The sequence below is a fragment of the Pantoea sp. 18059 genome (genome assembly GCF_902706165.1).
Classification (GTDB): Bacteria; Pseudomonadota; Gammaproteobacteria; order Enterobacterales; family Enterobacteriaceae; genus Pantoea; species Pantoea agglomerans.
In genome coordinates, this window is the sequence record NZ_CACSJS010000002.1 from 33,196 (window position 1) to 54,742 (window position 21,547).

General features: G+C 57.3%; 16 protein-coding genes. 7 read left to right on the top strand and 9 right to left on the bottom strand.

From position 1 onward, the window contains the following. Nucleotides 1-41: 41 nt before the first annotated feature. The 3 genes from glnD (at nucleotide 42) to GVJ63_RS07025 (ending at nucleotide 4,221) form a co-directional block, all read left to right on the top strand. Entirely contained in the window at nucleotides 42-2,696 is a 2,655-nt protein-coding gene (gene glnD, locus GVJ63_RS07015) for a bifunctional uridylyltransferase/uridylyl-removing protein GlnD (RefSeq protein WP_010671860.1), read from the top strand. Nucleotides 2,697-2,779: 83 nt separating this feature from the next. Beyond that, complete coding sequence (gene dapD, locus GVJ63_RS07020; protein ID WP_159226622.1) at nucleotides 2,780-3,604, top strand: 2,3,4,5-tetrahydropyridine-2,6-dicarboxylate N-succinyltransferase; 825 nt, start codon at nucleotides 2,780-2,782, stop codon at nucleotides 3,602-3,604. A gap of 224 nt (nucleotides 3,605-3,828) precedes the next feature. Then, complete coding sequence (locus tag GVJ63_RS07025) at nucleotides 3,829-4,221, top strand: DUF3461 family protein (RefSeq protein WP_010254085.1); 393 nt, start codon at nucleotides 3,829-3,831, stop codon at nucleotides 4,219-4,221. Nucleotides 4,222-4,281: 60 nt separating this feature from the next. On the opposite strand, the gene GVJ63_RS07030 is transcribed toward GVJ63_RS07025, so the two are convergent. The 3 genes from GVJ63_RS07030 to dgt form a co-directional block, all read right to left on the bottom strand. After that, nucleotides 4,282-5,439, bottom strand: a complete 1,158-nt coding sequence (locus GVJ63_RS07030) for a CdaR family transcriptional regulator (RefSeq protein ID WP_010254083.1) — start codon at nucleotides 5,437-5,439, stop codon at nucleotides 4,282-4,284. A 184-nt stretch (nucleotides 5,440-5,623) separates the two neighbouring features. Beyond that, entirely contained in the window at nucleotides 5,624-7,069 is a 1,446-nt protein-coding gene (gene degP, locus GVJ63_RS07035; RefSeq protein ID WP_010671858.1) for a serine endoprotease DegP, read from the bottom strand. 134 nt (nucleotides 7,070-7,203) lie between these two features. Further along, entirely contained in the window at nucleotides 7,204-8,694 is a 1,491-nt protein-coding gene (dgt, locus tag GVJ63_RS07040) for a dGTPase (protein WP_010254077.1), read from the bottom strand. A gap of 92 nt (nucleotides 8,695-8,786) precedes the next feature. Between dgt and mtnN the strand changes: the two genes are divergently transcribed. The 3 genes from mtnN to GVJ63_RS07055 all read left to right on the top strand — a co-directional run bounded on the left by mtnN (nucleotide 8,787) and on the right by GVJ63_RS07055 (nucleotide 10,647). Further along, a complete protein-coding gene (gene mtnN / locus GVJ63_RS07045; RefSeq protein ID WP_010254075.1) occupies nucleotides 8,787-9,485 on the top strand; it encodes a 5'-methylthioadenosine/S-adenosylhomocysteine nucleosidase in 699 nt (232 codons plus the stop codon). Further along, nucleotides 9,478-10,272 carry a vitamin B12 ABC transporter substrate-binding protein BtuF gene (btuF, locus tag GVJ63_RS07050; RefSeq protein ID WP_159226623.1) on the top strand — a complete coding sequence of 265 codons (795 nt, stop codon included), beginning with the start codon at nucleotides 9,478-9,480 and terminating at the stop codon, nucleotides 10,270-10,272. Before mtnN ends, btuF begins: the two co-directional genes overlap by 8 nt. A 123-nt stretch (nucleotides 10,273-10,395) precedes the next feature. Then, nucleotides 10,396-10,647, top strand: a complete 252-nt coding sequence (locus GVJ63_RS07055; protein ID WP_010254068.1) for a hypothetical protein — start codon at nucleotides 10,396-10,398, stop codon at nucleotides 10,645-10,647. Nucleotides 10,648-10,677: 30 nt separating this feature from the next. On the opposite strand, the gene erpA is transcribed toward GVJ63_RS07055, so the two are convergent. Continuing rightward, nucleotides 10,678-11,025, bottom strand: coding sequence for an iron-sulfur cluster insertion protein ErpA (gene erpA / locus GVJ63_RS07060; protein ID WP_010254064.1), 348 nt, complete (start codon nucleotides 11,023-11,025; stop codon nucleotides 10,678-10,680). A 203-nt stretch (nucleotides 11,026-11,228) separates the two neighbouring features. On the opposite strand from erpA, the gene hemL reads away from it, so the two are divergent. After that, nucleotides 11,229-12,509, top strand: coding sequence for a glutamate-1-semialdehyde 2,1-aminomutase (gene hemL, locus GVJ63_RS07065; protein WP_010254062.1), 1,281 nt, complete (start codon nucleotides 11,229-11,231; stop codon nucleotides 12,507-12,509). Between the two features lie 355 nt (nucleotides 12,510-12,864). Here hemL and fhuB read toward each other — a convergent pair whose 3' ends face one another. The 5 genes from fhuB to mrcB form a co-directional block, all read right to left on the bottom strand. After that, nucleotides 12,865-14,844, bottom strand: a complete 1,980-nt coding sequence (gene fhuB, locus GVJ63_RS07070) for a Fe(3+)-hydroxamate ABC transporter permease FhuB (protein ID WP_159226624.1) — start codon at nucleotides 14,842-14,844, stop codon at nucleotides 12,865-12,867. Further along, entirely contained in the window at nucleotides 14,844-15,722 is an 879-nt protein-coding gene (gene fhuD / locus GVJ63_RS07075; protein ID WP_022625447.1) for a Fe(3+)-hydroxamate ABC transporter substrate-binding protein FhuD, read from the bottom strand. Before fhuD ends, fhuB begins: the two co-directional genes overlap by 1 nt. A 10-nt stretch (nucleotides 15,723-15,732) precedes the next feature. Further along, the gene (gene fhuC / locus GVJ63_RS07080) at nucleotides 15,733-16,527 is read right to left on the bottom strand and encodes a Fe3+-hydroxamate ABC transporter ATP-binding protein FhuC (RefSeq protein ID WP_159226625.1); all 795 of its coding nucleotides are present in this window, start codon (nucleotides 16,525-16,527) and stop codon (nucleotides 15,733-15,735) included. A gap of 39 nt (nucleotides 16,528-16,566) precedes the next feature. Continuing rightward, nucleotides 16,567-18,771, bottom strand: a complete 2,205-nt coding sequence (gene fhuA, locus GVJ63_RS07085; protein WP_159226626.1) for a ferrichrome porin FhuA — start codon at nucleotides 18,769-18,771, stop codon at nucleotides 16,567-16,569. 199 nt (nucleotides 18,772-18,970) lie between these two features. Further along, a complete protein-coding gene (mrcB, locus tag GVJ63_RS07090; protein WP_010671853.1) occupies nucleotides 18,971-21,511 on the bottom strand; it encodes a bifunctional glycosyl transferase/transpeptidase in 2,541 nt (846 codons plus the stop codon). Nucleotides 21,512-21,547 lie beyond the last annotated feature (36 nt).

A 21,547-nucleotide genomic window follows, 5' to 3' on the forward strand; every position in this document is an offset into this window, starting at 1 on the left:
GCTGAGCCGGCTTTTTTTTGGCTAAAAAAGAGAAGAGCTGCATGAGCGTGAGTCTGTCAGAAGATGTGAAAAACGGTCTGGTCGATTCGCCAGCCGAATGGGGTGACGACCAGCTGACGCGTGACATTCTGAAGCCGCGGCTGGAGCAGTTTCAGCAACATCTGGCCGCCGCTTTTGATGCCGGTGAACCCGTTGAGCCGCTGATTGATGCCCGCACGCTGTTTATCGATCGGCTGCTGCGTCGCCTGTGGCGCTTTTTTGGCTTTGATGAGATGCCAGCTATCGCGCTGGTCGCCGTTGGCGGCTATGGCCGTGCCGAGCTGCATCCACTCTCTGATATTGACGTCCTGATCCTGAGCCGCCAGCCGCTGAATGAACAGGCTGCGCAGCGCACCAGCGATCTGTTAACGCTGATGTGGGACCTTAAGCTGGAAGTGGGTCACAGCGTCCGCACGCTGGAAGAGTGCCTGCTGGAGGGGTTATCTGACCTGACCGTTGCCACCAATCTGATTGAGTCACGCATGCTGACCGGCGATGTGGCGCTGTTTCTGGAATTACAGAAAAACATCTTCAGCGACGGTTTCTGGCCCTCATCCTGCTTTTTCGCCGCCAAAATTGAAGAGCAGCAGGAGCGCCACAAGCGTTATCACGGCACCAGCTATAACCTCGAACCGGACATTAAAAGCAGCCCAGGTGGCCTGCGGGACATTCATACGCTGCAGTGGGTCGCCCGACGCCATTTTGGCGCCACCACGCTCGATGAGATGGTCGGCTTTGGTTTCCTCACCGACGCGGAGCGCAGCGAACTCAACGAATGTCAGGCATTTCTCTGGCGCATCCGCTTTGCCCTGCACCTCTCCCTGCCCCGTTACGATAACCGCCTGCTGTTTGATCGCCAGCTCAGCGTGGCACAACGCCTGAATTATCAGGGCGAGGGCAATGAGCCGGTCGAGCGGATGATGAAAGATTTCTATCGGGTCACGCGGCGTATCGGCGAACTGAATCAGATGCTGCTGCAGCTGTTTGATGAGGCGATTCTGGCGCTCTCCACCAGCGAAAAGCCCAGGCCTATTGATGACGATTTCCAGCTGCGTGGCGATTTGATCGACCTGCGCGACGAAACGCTGTTCCGGCGAGAGCCGCAGGCGATTCTGCGCATGTTCTACGTCATGGTGCGTAACGACAGCATCAAAGGGATCTACTCCACCACCCTGCGTCACCTGCGCCATGCGCGTCGTCATCTTAAACAGCCGCTGTGTCAGATCCCGGAAGCGCGCCGCACCTTTATGTCGATTCTGCGCCATCCTGGCGCGGTAAGCCGGGCGCTGGTGCCGATGCATCGCTACAGCGTGCTGTGGGCTTATACGCCGCTGTGGGGCCATATCGTCGGACAGATGCAGTTCGATCTGTTTCACGCCTACACCGTGGATGAGCACACCATTCGGGTGCTGCAGAAGCTGGAAAGTTTTGCCAATGAAAGCACCCGTCCGCAGCATCCACTGTGCGTCGAGTTATGGCCGCGCCTGCCGCAGCAGGAGCTGTTGCTGATGGCCGCGCTGCTGCATGACATCGCCAAAGGGCGCGGCGGCGATCACTCCATTCTCGGCGCGCAGGATGCGCTCGATTTTGCTGAAATGCACGGTCTTAACTCACGTGAAACCCAGCTGGTGGCCTGGCTGGTGCGTCATCATCTGCTGATGTCGGTGACAGCACAGCGGCGCGATATTCAGGACCCGACGGTGATACAGCAGTTCGCCGAGGTGATGCAGAATGAGAACCGGCTGCGCTATCTGGTTTGCCTGACCGTAGCCGATATCTGTGCCACCAATGAAAGTCTGTGGAACAGCTGGAAGCAGAGCCTGTTGCGTGAGCTCTTTTTCGCCACCGAGAAGCAGTTGCGACGCGGCATGGAAAACAGTCCGGATCTGCGTGAGCGGGTGCGTCATCATCGCCTGCAGGCGCTGGCGCTGCTGCGGATGGACAACATCGATGAAGAGCGTCTGCACCAGATCTGGAATCGCTGCCGCGCTGACTACTTCCTGCGCCATACGCCGAATCAGATCGCCTGGCATGCCCGCCACTTACTGGTTCACGATCTGAAAAAACCGCTGGTGCTGGTCAGTCCGCAGGCCACGCGCGGCGGGACCGAAATCTTTATCTGGAGTCCCGATCGCCCGCACCTGTTTGCCGCCGTTGCGGGTGAACTCGATCGCCGTAATCTCAGCGTGCACGATGCGCAAATCTTTACCAGCCGCGACGGCATGGCGATGGATACCTTTATTGTGCTGGAGCCGGATGGCAGCCCGCTCTCTCCGGATCGCCATCCAATGATCATTCAGGCGCTGGAGCAGGCGATAACCCAGTCAGAGTGGGCGCCGCCGCGTACACGCCGTCCGTCGGCCAAACTCAGGCATTTCAGCGTCGATACCGAGGTCAATTTCCTGCCGACGCATACCGATCGTCGCAGCTATCTGGAACTGGTGGCGCTGGATCAGCCAGGCCTGCTGGCGCGGGTCGGTGAAGTCTTTGCCGATCTCGGGGTCTCACTGCATGGCGCACGCATCAGCACCATCGGCGAGCGGGTCGAAGATTTGTTTATTCTGGCCAACAGTGAACGTCAGGCACTGGACGAAGAAATGCGAAAAGCGTTGCGACAACGGTTGACAGAGGCCCTTAATCCAAACGATAAAGTGTGACCAGACTCGATTTGTAAACATTAATCTCTTTACTTGTGTCGGGGTATTGCCCGGCATCGCACATGACAGATCAGGAAAAAAATATGCAACAGTTACAGAGCGTTATTGAATCCGCCTTCGAACGTCGCGCTGACATCACACCCGCCAGCGTCGACAGCGAAACCCGTGATGCCATCAACCAGGTGATCGCCCTGCTGGACAGCGGTGCACTGCGCGTTTCTGAGAAGATCGACGGCGAGTGGGTAACGCATCAGTGGCTGAAGAAAGCCGTACTGCTCTCTTTCCGCATCAATGACAATCAGGTGATGGAAGGTGCAGAAACCCGCTTTTACGACAAAGTGCCGATGAAGTTTGCAGGCTGGGATGAAGCGCGTTTCAAAGAAGCCGGTTTCCGCGTCGTGCCGCCTGCGGCTGTGCGCCAGGGTGCCTATATCGCCCGCAACACGGTGCTGATGCCTTCTTACGTCAACATTGGCGCCTTTGTGGATGAAGGCACCATGGTGGACACCTGGGCGACCGTTGGCTCCTGTGCACAGATTGGTAAAAACGTTCACCTTTCTGGCGGCGTGGGTATCGGTGGCGTGCTGGAGCCGCTGCAGGCGAACCCGACCATCATCGAAGATAACTGCTTCATTGGCGCGCGCTCTGAAATCGTTGAAGGCGTGATTGTTGAAGAAGGTTCCGTGATCTCAATGGGCGTTTACATCGGTCAGAGCACCAAAATCTATGACCGCGAGACCGGCAAAGTGCATTACGGCCGTGTTCCTGCGGGATCCGTGGTGGTCTCAGGTAACCTGCCCTCTAAAGATGGCAGCTACAGCCTCTACTGTGCCGTAATCGTGAAGAAAGTGGATGCGAAAACGCTGGGCAAAACCGGCATCAACGAACTGCTGCGCACCATCGACTGATTTAAGTGACGGGCTGGTTTCCAGCCCGTCATCTTTTCTTTACAGTGATTCCCAAATAACATGCTTCGCGTCGCGAATTAACTGGTGCGTTTAGTTTTTATCCAGGTCATAATCCGCGCCAGTTAAATCCTGTCGCGCAATGTTCATCCCGCTTATTTATGTCTACAGTTGACGGACGTCATGAACAAGTCTGCGCGCTTCTCACTTTTGATGGAAACAACGCTATGTATGACAATCTGAAAAGCTTAGGTATCAGTAACCCGGACGACATCGACCGCTATAGCCTGCGTCAGGAAGCCAATAACGACATTCTGAAAATCTACTTCCGCAAAGATAAAGGTGAGTTTTTCGCGAAGAGCGTCAAATTCAAATATCCGCGCCAGCGCAAAACGGTTGTTGCCGATCACGCGACCCAGGGCTACAAAGAAGTTCAGGAAATCAGCCCGAATCTGCGTTATGTCATCGATGAACTGGACCAGATTTGCCAGCGCGATCAGGTTGAAGTGGATCTGAAACGCAAAATTCTGGATGACCTGCGTCACCTGGAAAGCGTGGTTTCTCACAAGATCACTGAAATTGAATCGGATCTGGAAAAATTAACCCGTAACGGTCGTTAATTTCCTGCCCGACCAGAGAGGCCAGCATTGCTGGCCTTTTTTATGCTGCAAATCTGCACTTCAGCCCTGCTCATCCAGTTGCAAAGCAACATAGAGCAACAGCCTGTCATCAAAATGGCCAAGATTCAGTCCGGTCAGTTCAGAAATCCGGTTCAGCCGGTATTCCAGCGTATTACGATGAATGAACAGCGCACGCGCGGTGGCGCTCGGCTGGACGTTGTGGGTGAACCAGGCGATCAGCGTACGGCGCAGCAAGCCGTTGTTATCCATGCTCTTGAGCTTCGCCAGTGGCCGGGCGAGCTCATTGGCCTGCCAGCCACCCCGCAGGCTGTCGAGCAGCACGGGCAGCACCAGATCCTGATAAAAATAGCTGCGCACCTCGGGCATACGTTGCTTGCCCACCATCATCGTGGTGCGCGCCGTCCGGTAAGAGCGTGCGATGCTGCCGGGTCCGGTAAAGAAGTTGCCCAGCGCGATACGCATCCGAAGATGACCGCTCTCTTTCATCCGCTGTAGTAACTGCTCTACGCGGCGGCGATGATCTTCCTGATCGTGACGCCCATGCCCATTCAGGGCCGGTTTCAGCACCACCATTTCGGTCAGTGACACAATCGCGATCAGATTGTCCCGCTCCGGCGTGGTCAGCAGCGTTTGCAACTGCTGTAACTCTGACATCGCGCTGTCGACGCCGAGCTGACCACTATCCACTTCCACTACGGCGACCACACGCGGCTGATTGAGATCGATCCCGAGCCGCTGCGCCCATTCGGTCAGCTGTGGCGACAGGGTATCGCTGCGGATCAGGTTCAGCACCAGCTCTTCACGCAGACGGCTGTCCTGCGCCAGCATATGCAGCAGCCGGGCTTGCTCCAGCATCATCTCCGCGGTCATGCAGACCAGCTCGCCATAATGCCGCAGCGCCAGCGGCTCGCCGGTCAGGCCGATCACCCCGACGATGTCACCATCAATGCGCAGCGGCAGGTTAATGCCAGGCCGCACGCCATGAAGATGTTTAGCCACGGCCTCATCGATGTCGACAACGCGCCCCTGAGAGAGCACCAGCAGTGCACCTTCGTGCAACTCCCCAATACGTTCCCGGTCACCGCTGCCGATAATCCGGCCCCGCGCATCCATCACGTTGACATTGCTGTCAATAATTTTCATGGTGCGCGCCACGATATCCTGTGCCAGCCGGGCATCAAGGTGATAGGTAGCCATCCATTACTCCTGAAAAGAGGGGGGAGAAACAGAATACGCATGCACAGCACGCAGAACATTGTGCAATTGCACAGAGCCAGGCCGTCATTTGCCGAATTTGCGGTGAGCATCACACTCTGACGAGGCAGAAAGTGGACATAAAAAAGGCGGACCGCAGTCCGCCTCTTCATCCGTTGCTGTTCGCTTACTGCATCAGCAGATAGATACTGCTGTCGCCGCGTTTCACATTCAGCGCCAGAACGGACGGCTTGCTGTCGAGAACTTTGCGCAGCTCACCCAGGTTGGTCACTACCTGCTGGTTAACACCCTGGATCACATCGCCCTTTTTCAGGCCGATACGCGCCGCAGCACTGCCCGGTTTCACGTTATCAACCCGGACACCTTTGGTACCCGCTTCGATATTGCTGAGATCGGCGCCTTCAATGCCAGTGTAGATGGTCGCGGACTGCACTTTTGACTGGCTGCTCTGCTGCAACTTAACAGAGACATCGACCGGTTTGCCGTCACGCAGCAGCCCCAGTTTCAGGGTGGTGCCAACCGGCAGTGAGCCCACTTCCGCACGCAGCGAAGCAAAGCTGCTCAGCGGTTTACCGTTCATCGAGACAATGACGTCGCCCGCCTTAATACCGGCTTTGGCGGCAGCCGAGTCTGGCAGCACCTGGCTGACAAAGGCACCACGTTGTGCGTCGACCTTCATCGCTTTTGCCAGCTCGGAGTTCAGCTCAGTCCCCTGCACGCCCAGCTCGCCGCGTTTCACCTGACCAAACTCGACCATCTGTGCCGTCAGGTTTTTCACCATGTTGCTGGGGATAGCAAAGCCGATACCGATGTTGCCGCCATCGGGCGCCAGAATGGCGGTGTTAATCCCGATCAGTTCACCGTTGAGGTTAACCAGCGCACCACCGGAGTTGCCCCGGTTAATGGCCGCATCTGTCTGGATAAAGTTTTCGTAGTTTTCCACGTTCAGGCCACTGCGTCCCAGCGCGGAGACGATACCTGAGGTGACCGTTTCACCCAGACCATAAGGGTTGCCGATCGCCACGGTATAATCGCCGACGCGCAGGTTGTCAGAGTCAGCGATTTTGACTGCGGTAAGATTTTTGGCTTCCTGCAGCTGAATCAGGGCAATGTCAGAGCTGGGATCTTTACCGATGACTTTGGCGTCATAGCGACGACCGTCGCTGAGCTGTACCTGAATTTTGGTGGCATTATTCACGACGTGGTTATTAGTTACCACATAGCCTTTGTCAGCGTTAATGATGACACCCGATCCCAGAGCACGGAATTTTTCCTGCTGTGTATCAGGCACTGGCGCGCCGCCGTTACCGCCTGCACCGTCGCCGTTCTGGCACATCGGTGAACCCTGGAACGGGGAACCATCCTGGCAGAATGGCGAATTGTCGCCAAAGAATTGCTGAAATTGCTGCGGCATACGCGGGGTTTTCACCGTGGTGGTCCCCTCGACGCTGATACTGACCACAGACGGCATCACCTTCTCCAGCATCGGTGCCAGACTTGGCTGTTGCAGGCTATCGGAAGAGGCCGTTTGCGCAGCAGAAACAGTAACAGGGGCGAGCGCCATGCTCAGGCTCAACGCCAGCGCACTTAACATTAAGGTCTTTTTTTTCATTTTTCGTTTCTCAATAAGATTACTGTTCAGACCATTGCTGTGGTCGAAAGGTGAGATAAATGTTTTAGCGCGAAGTTCCTTTAAAAGTTTAAGGCAAAAGTAAAAATTTATTCGCGCTCTTTACAATTGGCGGCTTATTCTACCGCCATCAGTCGTCGGTACTCATCCCAGGCATAGAGATCGGTCATACCACTGATATAATCCTGAATGAGCCGGAAGCGATAATAACGTTCCCACAACAGACGCTGATATTTATGTTCTACAACCAGATTACGCATCTTATGCAAATAGGCTTTACGGTGTTTACCCGAGAGCTTATGAAAAAGCCGGGTTTCGATCGGATGCTGACGCAGGAAATCTTCATTTATCAGCGTGGTAAAGGCTTCGTAATTAAGGCGCATCAGCGGCTGATAGATCTCCAGCAGCCCTTTAATCACCCGGTAACCCTGCAACTCCAGCTGCTCTACTTCAGAATGATTAAAGACCTGCTGGCGCGCAACGGTTTTAAACAATTGCAGTAAGCGGCCCTCTTCACCCTCATCTTCCAGTAGCGCATGGTTAAAACTTCCATCGAATATAGCAGGAAGATTATCAACAAAACGTTTCACCGCATAGCTTACCAGCACGCTCTGAACATTTACGCGGAGTGACATAAAAAATTGATCGCTGCGGCTTCGGCGTTTTTTACTGCAGGCTTCACGCCAGGCTTCGCCAATAGTCCGGCTGAAAGCGTCATTATTTTTAACCGGCCCCCAGGCTTTATTGAGAAACTCATACAAACTTTCAACATTAAAGATATCTTTTTCTACAGCGTCGTCCAAATCGGCAATACAATAGGAGATATCATCCGCAGCTTCCATTATATAAGTCAGCGGAAAACGGTGGTGTTCTTCCATATTGGTGGCAGCACGCAGGTCGGCAATATAATCCTGCTCAGAGAGATAAAACCCAGGCTTCTTCATGAGTACGCTAAATTCGGCGGGCTTTTCCCCCTGCCACCAGGCAGGCGCGGTATATTTCAGGATGCAGGCGACCTGAGAATAACTGAGATTCAGTTGCAGCAGCGTATGCACCATCCGGATCGCCTGCGCATTGCCTTCAAAGTGACAGAGATCCTGGCGGATCATGGCGTTGAGTTGATCAAAGGCTTTACGCTGTGCTTCTCCTTCCACGCCGGCCACCAGCGGATCCACCAGCTCGGCAGAGAGGTTCTCTTCAAACCAGTCGTTAATCGCCGCCTCGCCAAAATGGCCAAAAGGTGGATTACCGACATCATGCATCAGACAGGCCATCTCAATCAGACTTTCAAACGCGCCTTCCAGTTCATCAAGACCATACTGCGCCAGCCCGCCCTGCATCTTCAGGGTTTGCAGGATCTCTTTGGTGATGTAACGCCCGGTCTGCTGCACCTCCAGCGAATGCGTCAGGCGGGAACGAACGGCAGCGTTACGCTCCAGCGGAAACACCTGCGTTTTTTGCTGCAAACGCCGGATTGCGGCGGAGTTTATAATCCGTCCGCGATCGCTCTCAAAATGGCGCGTAATGTAATATTCGCCTTCCGGTTCCTTGCGGCTGTTATAAGGGCGCGAGAAGCTGATCTTCTTCCTGAAATTGATCGCTGACATGGATTACCCCTTATTTTTTCGTGAATTAATCCCCTGAATGCCATGGTAGACTATGCCCTAAATTTTGATTCTTTACATTAGCGGAACTCACTATGAAAGCAGGCATTATTGGCGCGATGGAGCAGGAAGTCACACTGCTGCGCGACAAAATTGAAAACCGTCAAACGCTGTCGCTGGCGGGTTGTGAAATTTATACCGGCACCCTGCAGGGCGTCGAGGTGGCTCTGCTGAAATCGGGCATTGGTAAAACCTCTGCAGCGCTGGGTACCACGCTGCTGCTGCAGCTCTGCAAGCCGGATGTGGTGATCAACACCGGTTCGGCTGGCGGTTTAGCGCCGTCGCTCAGCGTCGGTGATATCGTGGTGTCAGAAGAAGTGCGTTATCACGATGCTGACGTCACCGCTTTTGGTTATGAGCCGGGTCAGATGGCGGGTTGTCCGGCGGCGTTTGTGGCAGACAGCAAGCTTATCGCCGCTGCAGAAGCCTGTATTCAGCAGCTGGATCTGAATGCCGTACGCGGTCTGGTGGTCAGCGGTGATGCCTTTATCAATGGTGCCGAACCGCTGGCGCGCATTCGTAATCTGTTCCCGCAGGCGATTGCCGTTGAGATGGAAGCCACCGCTATCGGCCATGTCTGTCATCAGTTCCAGGTGCCTTTTGTGGTCGTTCGCGCCATTTCCGACGTGGCTGATAAGCAATCTCACCTCAGCTTTGATGAGTTCTTAAGCGTTGCGGCGAAGCAATCTTCGCTGATGGTGGAGAACCTGCTGGCGCATCTGGCGCGTGGCTAAAACGCGACTCCTCTGCTGGCTGCTGCTGTTAAGCGGCAGCCTGCTGGCTTCCCCGCCACGCGTGATTACCCTCTCCCCTCACCTTACCGAACTCGCCTTTGCTGCCGGGATTACCCCGATTGCGGTCAGCGCCTGGTCCGACTATCCGCCGCAGGCCAAACAGATTGAGCAGGTCGCAAACTGGCAGGGCATCAAGGCTGAACGTATTCTGCAGCTTAAGCCGGATCTGGTATTAGCCTGGCGAGGCGGTAATCCGCAGCGGCAGATTGACCAGCTACAGCAGCTCGGCGTGCCGGTTAAATGGATTGATCCGCTGACGCTGGATGAGATGTTCACGGCGCAGGCCGATCTGGGCCACTGGAGTCCCAGACCGGAGCAGGCAACTCGCGCTGCCCGCCAGTTACGTCAGCAGGAAGCCGCGCTGCGTCAGCGCTATGCTCATCTGACTGCGGTTCCGCTTTTTTTGCAATTTGGTCAGCAGCCCCTGTTTACCGCCGCCAGAGCCACGCTGCAGAATGAAATTATTACGTTATGTGGTGGCAGGAACATCTTTGCTGACAGCCGCGTCAGCTGGCCGCAGGTCAGCCGTGAGCAGGTGCTGATGCGCCATCCTCAGGCCGTTGTGACGGGTGGCAGTGCGCAGCAGGCGGAAAACATCCGTGTGTTCTGGCGACCGCAGCTGGATGTACCGGTGATTGCCATCAACGAGGACTGGCTTAGCCGGCCAGGCCCGCGACTGCTGCTGGCCGCGCAGCAACTCTGTGCGGCCCTGCATCCCGATGAATAAATCGGCGAATTGATTAAAGTCACTGCGATTTTTGCCGTTGATCAATACCAGAGACGAACGCGCCACGTATGCTCGCCGTCCTTTTAGCGCTCCGGCGCTTTTTTAAAACACCAGGAACCTTATATGACCAGAGCACTGCTGCTGGCCATAGGGCTGTCGATCGCCGGTTCTGCCTTTGCAGGATCGATAAATGGCTCTATTGGCGCCAGACTTGTCATCTATTCACGCTGTGAAATCAACACGGCTAACGGTCAGCCCGCGCCGCAGATCAACTGCGGCAGACAGGCAAGCGCGCAGCCGCGCGTAACAAACGGCCAGATTCAATCGCAGGGAAGTGTGAAGCAAAGTAACCGGCTGGTCACAATAGAATGGTAAACGAGGCCGTCTGTATGACGGCCTGCATTATCAGATACTGAAGGAAGAGCCACAGCCACAGGTGGTTTTGGCATTCGGGTTGGTCACGATAAAGCGTGAGCCTTCCAGACCTTCCGTGTAATCCACTGAACCGCCCACCAGATATTGCAGGCTCATCGGATCAACCACCAGTGAGACGCCCTGCTTTTCAATCGTCATGTCGCCATCATTCATCTGGTCATCAAAGGTGAAGCCGTACTGGAAACCACTGCAACCGCCACCGGTGATATAGACGCGAAGTTTCAGCGCCGGGTTCTCTTCGTCGGCAATCAGGTTCTTCACCTTGGTGGCTGCGGCGTCGGTAAACTGCAACGGCAGTGCTACTACTTCATCACTCATGTTTTACTCCGGTAAACGCCCAGGTCAGAAAACGACCTTAATTACGCTATTATCAGCCAGCACCTCAGCGCAATCAAGCTCTGCCCTTCGCACTCTGTGCCGCTTTCACTCCGGTTAAGGGCACAGGGGGCGAATCCACCTTTCGTCTGCTGCCCCTCTTCCGTAGAATGGCGCAATATTTTTCTGAACCGCTGGAGCCGAAAATGAGTAAGTCCGAACAACTGTTTGCCGAGGCACAACGCCTGATCCCGGGTGGGGTAAACTCGCCAGTACGCGCATTTACCGGTGTGGGCGGCGTTCCGCTGTTTATTGAACACGCTGATGGCGCCTATCTCTATGACGCTGACGGCAAAGCCTATATCGACTATGTCGGCTCATGGGGTCCGATGGTGCTGGGTCATAACAACGCGGCGATTCGTAACGCCGTGATTGAAGCGGCACAGCGCGGCTTAAGTTTTGGCGCACCGACCGAAATGGAAGTGACCATGGCACAGCTGGTGTGTGAGCTGGTGCCGAGCATGGAGATGGTGCGGATGGTCAACTCCGGCACCGAAGCGACCATGAGCGCTATCCGTCTGGCGCGTGGCTTTACCGGCCGCGATAAAATCATCAAGTTTGAAGGCTGCTACCACGGCCACGCCGATCATCTGCTGGTGAAAGCCGGCTCCGGTGCGTTAACACTGGGTCAGCCGAACTCGCCGGGCGTACCCGCTGATTTCGCTAAACATACCCTGACCTGCACCTTTAACGATCTCGACTCAGTGCGCAGCGCTTTTGAGCAATATCCCGAGTCGATTGCGGCCATCATCGTTGAGCCGGTGGCTGGCAATATGAACTGCATCCCACCGCAGCCGGAGTTCCTGCCGGGTCTGCGTTCACTGTGTGATGAGTTCGGCGCACTGCTGATTATCGATGAAGTGATGACCGGTTTCCGTGTCGCGCTGGGTGGCGCGCAGGCTCATTACAATGTGCGCCCTGATTTGACCTGCCTTGGGAAAATCATTGGTGGCGGCATGCCCGTCGGTGCGTTCGGTGGCCGTCGCGAAGTGATGGCGGCGCTGGCTCCGACCGGTCCGGTTTATCAGGCAGGAACGCTATCCGGTAACCCGATCGCCATGGCGGCGGGTTTCGCCTGCCTGACGCAGATCGCGCAGCCGGGCACCCATGAGAAGCTGGATGCCCTGACCCGCAAGCTGGCAGAGGGTCTGCGTGAAGCAGCACAACAGCAAAATATCCCGCTGGTGATTAACCATGTTGGCGGGATGTTCGGCCTGTTCTTCACCGATGCTGACAGTGTGACCTGTTACGCCGATGTAACCCGCTGCGATGTGGAGCGCTTTAAAACCTTCTTCCACCTGATGCTTGAGGAGGGCGTTTACTTTGCGCCTTCAGCCTATGAAGCGGGCTTTATGTCGCTGGCGCACAGCGAAGAGGATATTCAGCGCACTGTCGACGCCGCGCGTCGTTGTTTCGCGAAGCTGTAATTGCGGCAGCGTTAAAGATGAAGACCGGCAGCAGCCGGTCTTTTGTTATTGATGAGGCTTGCCCCGCTCTGTTGTGAGAGGGTGCACGCACAGGAAACAGGGTCAGATCGGAAAGGCGCGAAAGCCGTCATCCATGACTCGCTCGGCCCGGGCGATTACGCACCTCATCCATGAGGTGCGCCCGTTGCCGGGCCAACGCTTCGCGTTGTTCAAAAACGCTCCCGGCGTTTTTGTCCCTGGCGCGGGACGCTTTCCTCCTCTGACCCAATTTCCTGCGCATTGAGCTTCTTCGTTGTTGTCAGATTCACCCTACTTTGGATCTGGCCGGCGTCTGAAACCAGCCTGCTTTTTCCTCTTAACCTGAACGCCGCAGCAGCCAGATAAAGTAAGGCGCGCCTAAAAAGGTCGCCATCAGCCCGGCTGGGATCTGATCCGGGAATGCCAGCATCCGTCCGCACCAGTCAGCCAGCACCATCAATCCCGCCCCCAGTAATCCTGACAGCAGCAGTTGCGGTAACGCCCGCCGGAATCCCAGCATGCGCGCCATATGGGGCGCCATTAGTCCGACAAAACTCAGCGGACCGATAGTCAGTGTCGCGCTGGCGGTCAGCGCGGCCGCCAGCAGCAGCAGACTCAGCCGCGCAGGCGTCAACGCCATACCGGCCGAGCGTGCGGTAGCGCTTCCCAGCGGCAGCAACGTCAGCCAGCGACTGGCCAGCGGTGCCAGCGACACCAGCACCAGCGCGCAGATTGCGCTCTGAACCGCCTGAGTGCCGCTGATGTTATAGGTCGAGCCGGAGATCCAGCTCAGCAGCCCGCCCATACGCGGATCGCCACTCGCCAGCAGTAGCATCAGCAGGGTGACAAAGGCGCTGTTAAGCGCCATGCCCGCCAGCAGCATTCGTTCCGGCGAGAAGCCGCCCCGACTGGCTACCGCCATGATCACCAGCAACGTCAGCGCCGCGCCCAGCGCACCGGCGGGCAGCAGCCAGGCCAGCGCATCGCCCGGCACAAAGAACATCATCATCACCACGCCAAAAGCGGCACCCGAACTGATGCCCAGCACTTCCGGGCTGGCCATGGGATTGCCGGTTAGCCGCTGAATCAGACTCCCCGCCACGCCCAGCATCAGGCCGGTCACCAGCGCGGCCAGCACGCGCGGTGCGCGCCACGGCAGCAGCGATTGCAGCATCTCACCCGCAGACCAGACCCAGCCCTGCGCATCTCGCCCAAACGCCAGACCGCCCCACCCCAGCAGTGCCAGGATGGCAAGCCCGGTCAGCGCCCAGCGCAGCAGGTTCTGTCGCTCGACGGGCACCTTATCACCCTGATTCAGCGCGGGCGGCACCGAACCGGTGCGCAGTCGCGGCAGCAGCCACAGCAGAATCGGTACGCCGAGCAGCGCCGTGGCGGTGCCGGTCGGGATATCGCGCCAGTGAGTGCTGAGCCACAACACGCAACTGTCCGCCAGCCACAGCAGCAGCGCGCCAGTCAGCGGAGCCAGCAGCATCCGGGTGATGAGCCGTCGTCCACCCAGCATCTTCGCCAGCAGCGGCGCAAACAGCCCGATAAAGCCGATGATACCGGCGACGTTGACCAGCTGTGCGCTGAGCAGGATCGCCAGCCCGAGGCCACCGACACGCGCCACGGAGAGCGCAAGGCCAAGGTTTTTCGCTACGCCATCATCCAGCCCCATCAGCGTCAGCGGACGCAGCAGCGCCAGCGCCAGCACAAACGCCAGCAGCAGGCGCGGCCAGAGTTGCTGCACATTTTCCCAGCTCATCTGATTCAGCGCGCCGGTGCTCCACAGAAACATGTTCTGCAGCTGATCGTGATTGAAGATAGCGAAGATTTGATTCACCGCGCCGCTGTAGAGGCTCAGCACCAGCCCGGCCAGAATCAGCGTTACCGGCGACAGACGTTTGCCCCAGGCCACACCAAACACCAGCGCGCCCACCAGCAGCGCGCCACTGAGCGCGGCAAACTGCTGTGTCAGCGCCCCGCCCGGCAGATGCCACAGCGTCGCCACGGTAATGCCCAGCTGTGCACCGGAAGAGACGCCCAGCGTGGTTGGCTCCGCCAGCGGATTACGCAATATCTGCTGAAACAGCAGACCGGCTAAGCCCAGCCCGGCACCCACCAGCAGCGCCAGTACCGTGCGCGGCAGCAGGCTGTAGTGAAACACCATCTGCGGCAGGCTATCGACCACCGGTGACCAGAGTGCCTGCCACCATTCAGCCTGTGGCAACGCCTGATGCAGATTGACCAGCGTCAGGCTGAGCGCCAGCAGAAACAGCAGGCTGAGGAGGCCTGCGGGAAACAGAGCATGGCGCATCAGTGCGTCTCCAGCGCGCGTTCCAGCACGCGAACAAAGTGCAGCGCCGAGAGCGTCGCACCGTAATACCAGACGGCCGGGACGCGCTGAAAGCGTCCGGTGCGTACAAACGGCAGCGACTGCCACAGCGGGCTGCGCATCAGTTGCTGCATCTCCGCATCGTTATCATGATCAAAGCAGATGACATCCACATCCCCGACCTGCGCCAGCTTTTCAATGCCGATCACCGCGCTGCCCCAGAAATTTGTTTCGCCCTGCCAGCCATTTTTCAGGCCCAGCAGAGTCATCACTTCCAGAAACAGACTGTTTTTGCCGAAGGTAATGGCGTGACGACTGTCGAGCAGCGACATCAGCAGGATAGTGCGTCCGGCATAGGGAGCCAGCCGCTGGCGCGCCGCCGCCAGCTGATCATCGACCTCGCGCAGATGCTGTTCCGCTCGCGCGCTTAATCCAAGGCGCGCCGCCAGCTGACGCAGCGATGCGCGCGCGGCAGTGAGAGGTTTCCCGTCGCCGCTGTGGAGGTCGAAGCCCATAATGGGCGCGATGCGCGTCAGTTTCTCTTTAGGCGGGCCGTAGCCGTTGGAGCAGAGGATCAGCGACGGCTGCATTTGCGCCATCAGCTCAAGATTGGGTTCAGTGCGCAGACCTACATCGATCACGCCTTCAGGCAGCGGCGGCTCCCCTACCCAGATGTTGTAGTTGTGCAGATCGGCCACGCCCCAGGGCGTGACGCCTAGTGCTATCAGCAGTTCGGTGGGTAACCACTCCAGTGCAATAATCCGACCCGGATTTGGCGTGGCGGCACGCAGGGGAAGCGCACAAAACAGCGGAGAGACTGCCAGCGCCAGCATCAGTCGGCGGCGATTAAGATCGGGCATCATCCTCTCCTTAACAGACAAAACTGACCGGCGCGCCGCCCTGCGGGTGCGGTAAAATGCCCATCGGAATGCCATAAATCGCACCGAGCACCTCAGGCTGCATAATCGCCTCTGCGTCACCTTCGGCAATCATCGCGCCCTGACGCAGTGCCACCAGATGATCGCAGTAGCGTGCTGCCATATTGATATCATGCAGCACCGCAATCACGGTTAAGCCGTGCTGCTGGCTCAGCGCTTTTATCAGCGCCAGCACCTCAACCTGATGGGCAATATCCAGCGCCGACGTCGGTTCATCCAGCAGCAGACAGCGGCTGTTCTGCGCCACCATCATCGCCAGCCAGGCGCGCTGACGCTCGCCGCCCGACAGGCTATCTACCAGCCGTCCGGCAAAGGCATTAAGCCCGACCTGGGCAATCGCATCCTCTACCCGGTCGCGATCTTCCTGACCAAAGCGCCCCAGCGCGCCGTGCCAGGGATAGCGGCCAATCGCCACCAGTTCACGCACCGTCATCCCTTCGGCTGCCGGTAACTGCTGCGGCAGATAGGCTACCTGACGGGCAAAGGCTTTGCTGTTCCAGCGCCCGACGGGCTGCTGATTCAACAGCACTTCTCCGCTGCTGGCCGCGTGGTGACGACCCAGCATTTTTAACAGTGTTGATTTGCCCGAGCCGTTGTGACCGATCAGCCCGGTCACTTTTCCCGGCGGAAAGGTCAGCGACAGTGGCTGAAGGAGCGTCCGGCCCGGCACTTCAAAACTGGCGTTTTTCAGCGTAAAGGTCGCCTCTTCTGCGTGCGGATGCGGCATGGTTATCCCTGTGAACGGGCGCCGAAGCGCCCGGTTAAATCAGAATCTGAAGGTCGCGGTGCCGACAATCTGGCGCTCCGCACCCCAGTAGCAGGCGTATTCACGATAGCAGCTGGCGACGTAGTCGCGGTCAAACAGATTGTTGACGTTGACGCCCACTGTCGAACCCGGCAAACCGAAACGACCCAGATCATATTTCAGCGCCGCATCCACCGTGGTGTAACCGGCAACTTTAAAGTTCTGGTTCTGCTCAGTGCCAGTGCTGTAAAGGCCCTGACTCTCACCGACATAACGCACACCTGCGCCCAGCGTTACGCCTGACAAAGCGGTCTCGTGGAAGGTGTAGTCGCTCCACAGTGAGGCCATGTGCTTCGGCACCTGCACCGGCGTTTTGCCTTTCAGCAGCGTATCTTCGGTATATTCCGCATCGGTGTAGGTGTAGGACGCCGTCAGGTTAACGTTGGCATTCAGCGCCGCTTTAGCTTCCAGCTCTACGCCCCGTGACCGGATTTCACCGCTCTGAACGCTGAAAAGAGTTCTGTCAGGATCGGGATCGGCAGTCAGGTTTTTGGTTTTGGTCAGCTGATAAAGCGCTGCGGTGAGCACCACCGGACGATCTTTCGGTACATATTTCACGCCCGCTTCATACTGCTTAGCGCGTGACGGATCAAATGCCTGACCCTCATAGGTCGAACCCGCATTCGGAATAAAAGCTTCGCTGTAGCTGAAGTAAGGCGCGATGCCGTTATCAAACACATAGTTCAGGCCGCCGCGCCAGGTAAAGGCCTGATCGTTCTGGCGATCAACGCTATCCGCTACCCGATCGTAAACCGAGTTCATGGCATAGTCGTAGCGGCCACCCAGCGTCAGCACCCAGCGGTTCCACTCCATCTGGTCCTGAGCATAGAGGCCGGTCTGACGCTGTTTGTTGAGATGCTGATAGGGATCGGCAAATGGCGTTACGCTGTTATCGCCATATTGCGGATTAACCGCATTCAGGCTGGAGGCAGTGCCAAACTGTGCATCGATATCATTGCGGGTACGCTGGAAGTCCACGCCCAGCAGCAGCGTATGATCAACCTGGCCGGTGGCGAATTTCGCCTGCGCCTGGGTATCGACCGCCAGTTGGTTAAGCTTCTCTTCTGAAACCGCCGAACCGCGCGTGATTTGCTGAGTCTCCGGCAGGAAACCATTGCCGTAAATGCTGCGGTAATCGGTGCGCAGGTCGGCATAACGCAGGTTCTGGCGCAGCGTCCAGGTGTCGTTAAAGCTGTGCTCGGCGTTATAACCGACCATTTTGGTGTTGCGTGAAATCTTGTTGCTCTGCTCGCCTTCATCAAAGTTGGTTGGCAGTTTGTACTGGCTGCCATCAGCGCGGGTGATCGGTACCACCGTGCCCTGACGCGGCAGCCAGCCGTAATAACCGGTTTCTGGCTCGTTCTGGAAATAGGTCAGCAGGTCAATGCGGGTCCGATCGTCGGGACGCCAGCTGAAAGCCGGTGCGATGGTGTAGCGCTTCTCTTTGTTCATCGCCTGCTGCGCATCCTGACTGCGCGCCTGGCCGGTCAGGCGATAGCTGTAGACGCCGTCGTCGTCCAGCGCGCCGCCAAAGTCAAAACCGGTCGAGAAGAGGTTGTCGTTGCCCATCTGGAACTGCACTTCGCGCAGGGTTTCCTGGGTCGGACGCTTACTCACCAGCGAGACCACCCCGCCGGGATTGCTCTTACCGTAGAGCACCGAAACCGGGCCGCGCAGCAGTTCAGCGCGTTCCAGGAAGTAAGGATCGATGGCAAACTCAGAGTAGTTGTCACCCTGCAGTTTCAGACCATCCAGATACTGATTGGTGTTGGTTTCGCTGAAACCGCGAATCGACAGCGCATCAATCACGTCTGAGCTGCCCCGGTTACCGGTCAGCACGCCAGGCGTGTAGTTAAACGCCCCTTTCACGCTGGTTACGTTACGCATCTCCATCTCTTCACGGGTGACCACGGAGATGGACTGCGGATTTTTTTCAATGGGGGTATCAGTTTTGGTCCCGGTGGCGCTGCGTTTCGCTGCCACGGTGGGTGCTGGTCCCCAGGCGCTTTCCGCCTCGACGCCGCTGCCGCCATCAGCCGAGACGACCATCGTCTCCGTCTGCGCGGCGTAAAGAGAGGAGCTCAGGCTCAGTGAGATCATGATGCCCAGAAGCGGTCGGGAAAATGTTTTTTTGGTGTTGTCAGAAAAAGTCGTTCGCGCATTCATAAAAGTGTCTCTTAACAATAGGCTCAGGCAGGCGAATCGAAACGATAATGATTATTATAACGCTTAGATAATATGCGAAATTCAGCAGGCACTGCAAGAAGAAATCCCAGTAGTGACGCCGTTTGCAGGCCGATTGACGCGTATTGATCAGGAACAAAAAAAGGGCGCCGAAGCGCCCTTTTTAACCTGTCTGACTGATTTATTTGCCAAACATATCTTTTATCCACCCTGCTACGCCGTCGCTATCTTTCTGCTCCTGCTGTTGCTGGGCCGGTTGTTGCGGCTGCTGCTGTTGCTGTTGTTGCTGCTGCTGATCGAAGAGCTGTTGTTGCTGCTGAACCTGCTGCTGCTGTTGCTGACACAGCGCATTCGGATCCAGCGCCCACACCGGCAGAGAACGCCAGGTACTGCTGCCCGTGCCGCAGACAAAGTTACCGGCAGAATCCACATTCATCAGCGACACATCTTCCGGCGGCGTCAGCTGTAACGGCATCGGGGCCTGAATGTCCAGGTAGCGACGGTAGAGCTGCATCGCGCCGCTGGCACCATAGAGTTTGGTCGGCTGGTTGTTATCGCGTCCCACCCAGGTGATCGCCACTTCTTTACCATCAATACCGGCAAACCAGCTGTCCACCAGATCGTTGGTGGTACCGGTTTTGCCCGCCAGATGCGCATTCGGGAAACGCGCGCCCAGTGCACGGGCGGTACCGTGGTCAGCCACCTGTTGCATGGTGTAGAGCGTCAGATAAGCGGCCTGCGCCGGCTCAACACGCTGCGCCTGCGGATAGCTCTGATAGAGCACGCTGCCATCTTCCGCAATCACCGAACGCACCGCTGACAGCGACGCGCGGTTGCCGCCGCTGGCAATCGACTGGAACGCCTGAGCCACTTCAACCGGCGTCAGGTTTAAGGCACCCAGCAGCATCGATGGCACCGGATGCAGCTGCTCTTTCGGCACGCCCAGCTTATTCCAGGTATCCACTACCGCATCCAGCCCCAGCGTCATGCCGAGGTTTACGGTCGGCACGTTCATTGAGTTGGTCAGCGCATCCACCAGCATCACTTTGCCGCTGAAGCGACGATCGTCGTTCATCGGTTTCCAGATGCTGCCGTTTGGCTGCTTCAGCGCAATCGGCTCATCGGCGATCCAGCTGTTCAGCCGGTAGCTGTTTGGCTGGCTCAGCGCGGTCAGGTAAGTCGCCGGTTTCGCCAGTGAGCCGATAGAGCGGCGTGCCTGCAGCGCGCGGTTGTAACCGGCATACTGTGGATCGGCACCGCCGACCATAGCGCGGACTTCGCCGCTGAAACGGTCAACCACCACCATCGCGGTTTCCAGATCTTTCAGACCACGCTGTTTTTTCAGCGTCGGAATGCCATCGATCACCGCCTTTTCGGCCGCATCCTGCGACACCGGATCCAGCGTGGTGAAGATTTTCACCCCGGAGAGATCTTTCACCTTGTCGCCCAGTTTTGCCTGAAGCTCGTTACGCACCATCTGCATAAAGGCCGGCTGCGGCGTAATCACGCCGCCTTTCGGCTGCACGCCCAGCGGACGGGCCGACAGCATGTCATACAGCTCCTGGTCGATCACTTTCTGCTGCTGCAACAGGCGCAGCACGAGGTTGCGTCGTTCCAGCGCCAGTTTCGGGTTACGCCACGGATTATAGAGCGACGCGCCTTTCACCATGCCGACCAGCATCGCCTGCTGATCCAGACTCAGCTCATCAACCGGACGGCCAAAGTAGTAGAGGCTGGCCAGCGGGAAACCGCGGATCTGATCGCTGCCAGCCTGACCGAGATAGACCTCGTTCAGGTAGAGCTCCAGGATGCGATCTTTGCTGTAGCGCGCATCCATGATCACCGCCATGTAGGCTTCACGCGCTTTACGCCACAGCGAACGCTCGTTGGTGAGGAACAGGTTCTTCACCAGCTGCTGCGTCAGCGTACTGCCGCCCTGCACCGCTTTCCCGGCCGTGATGTTCGCCAGGAAGGCGCGGCCAATGGAGTAAGGGCTGATGCCATCATGCTCATAGAAATGGCGATCTTCGGTGGCGATCAGCGTATCGACCAGCAGATCCGGGAAACCGGCGCGCGGTACGAAGAGTCGCTGTTCACCGTTCGGCGACTGCAGCATGGTGATCAGGCGAGGATCGAGGCGGAAAAAGCCAAAATCACGACCGGTTTCAAGGTTTTTAATCTCGCTCAGCTCATCTTTACTGAAGCTCATGCGCGCGTGGATCTGCCCCTCTTTACTGTCGGGGAAATCAAACGGGCGACGCAGCAGATCGATGGTGTTGCCCTTCACCGAAAACTCGCCAGGGCGGGTAATACGGGAGACTTCGCGATACTGAGTACCTTCCAGCAGCGCCACCATTTCACTTTTGTTGTAGGCCATGCCGGGTTCCAGGCTGACCATGCGGCCATAGACGGTGGCGGGCAGTTGCCACACTTTACCGTCAATCCGGCTGCGAATTTCCGAGTCGAGGTAGATGCCCCACGCGGCCATGACCACCACAAACACCAGGAACAGTTTGATTACCCATCCCAGCCAACGGCGTTTGCCGCGCGGCGGTTTTCCACCTTTACCTTTACGTGGCACCGGCGCTTCCTCCTCGTCATCATTAAAATCGTCCTGATCGATATCCTGTTCGATATCCCTGCGTCGTCCCCGGCCCGCACTGCTGCGCGGCGGCAACGGTTTACCTTTGCGCCCTATTGGTTCGCGATCGTTCCCAGACATTACTTTTCTTCTCCAGGCAGTGCTTACGGCAGCGCC

Excerpts from the sequence above, each read along its gene's own strand:
- degP (WP_010671858.1), bottom strand. The coding sequence starts at position 7,069 with ATGAAAAAAAAGACCTTAATGTTAAGTGCGCTGGCGTTGAGCCTGAGC.
- mtnN (WP_010254075.1), top strand. The coding sequence starts at position 8,787 with ATGAAAGCAGGCATTATTGGCGCGATGGAGCAGGAAGTCACACTGCTG.
- dgt (WP_010254077.1), bottom strand. The coding sequence starts at position 8,694 with ATGTCAGCGATCAATTTCAGGAAGAAGATCAGCTTCTCGCGCCCTTAT.
- GVJ63_RS07030 (WP_010254083.1), bottom strand. The coding sequence starts at position 5,439 with ATGGCTACCTATCACCTTGATGCCCGGCTGGCACAGGATATCGTGGCG.
- GVJ63_RS07055 (WP_010254068.1), top strand. The coding sequence starts at position 10,396 with ATGACCAGAGCACTGCTGCTGGCCATAGGGCTGTCGATCGCCGGTTCT.
- fhuB (WP_159226624.1), bottom strand. The coding sequence starts at position 14,844 with ATGCGCCATGCTCTGTTTCCCGCAGGCCTCCTCAGCCTGCTGTTTCTG.
- GVJ63_RS07025 (WP_010254085.1), top strand. The coding sequence starts at position 3,829 with ATGTATGACAATCTGAAAAGCTTAGGTATCAGTAACCCGGACGACATC.
- fhuC (WP_159226625.1), bottom strand. The coding sequence starts at position 16,527 with ATGCCGCATCCGCACGCAGAAGAGGCGACCTTTACGCTGAAAAACGCC.
- dapD (WP_159226622.1), top strand. The coding sequence starts at position 2,780 with ATGCAACAGTTACAGAGCGTTATTGAATCCGCCTTCGAACGTCGCGCT.
- mrcB (WP_010671853.1), bottom strand. The coding sequence starts at position 21,511 with ATGTCTGGGAACGATCGCGAACCAATAGGGCGCAAAGGTAAACCGTTG.
- glnD (WP_010671860.1), top strand. The coding sequence starts at position 42 with ATGAGCGTGAGTCTGTCAGAAGATGTGAAAAACGGTCTGGTCGATTCG.
- erpA (WP_010254064.1), bottom strand. The coding sequence starts at position 11,025 with ATGAGTGATGAAGTAGTAGCACTGCCGTTGCAGTTTACCGACGCCGCA.
- hemL (WP_010254062.1), top strand. The coding sequence starts at position 11,229 with ATGAGTAAGTCCGAACAACTGTTTGCCGAGGCACAACGCCTGATCCCG.
- fhuA (WP_159226626.1), bottom strand. The coding sequence starts at position 18,771 with ATGAATGCGCGAACGACTTTTTCTGACAACACCAAAAAAACATTTTCC.
- fhuD (WP_022625447.1), bottom strand. The coding sequence starts at position 15,722 with ATGCCCGATCTTAATCGCCGCCGACTGATGCTGGCGCTGGCAGTCTCT.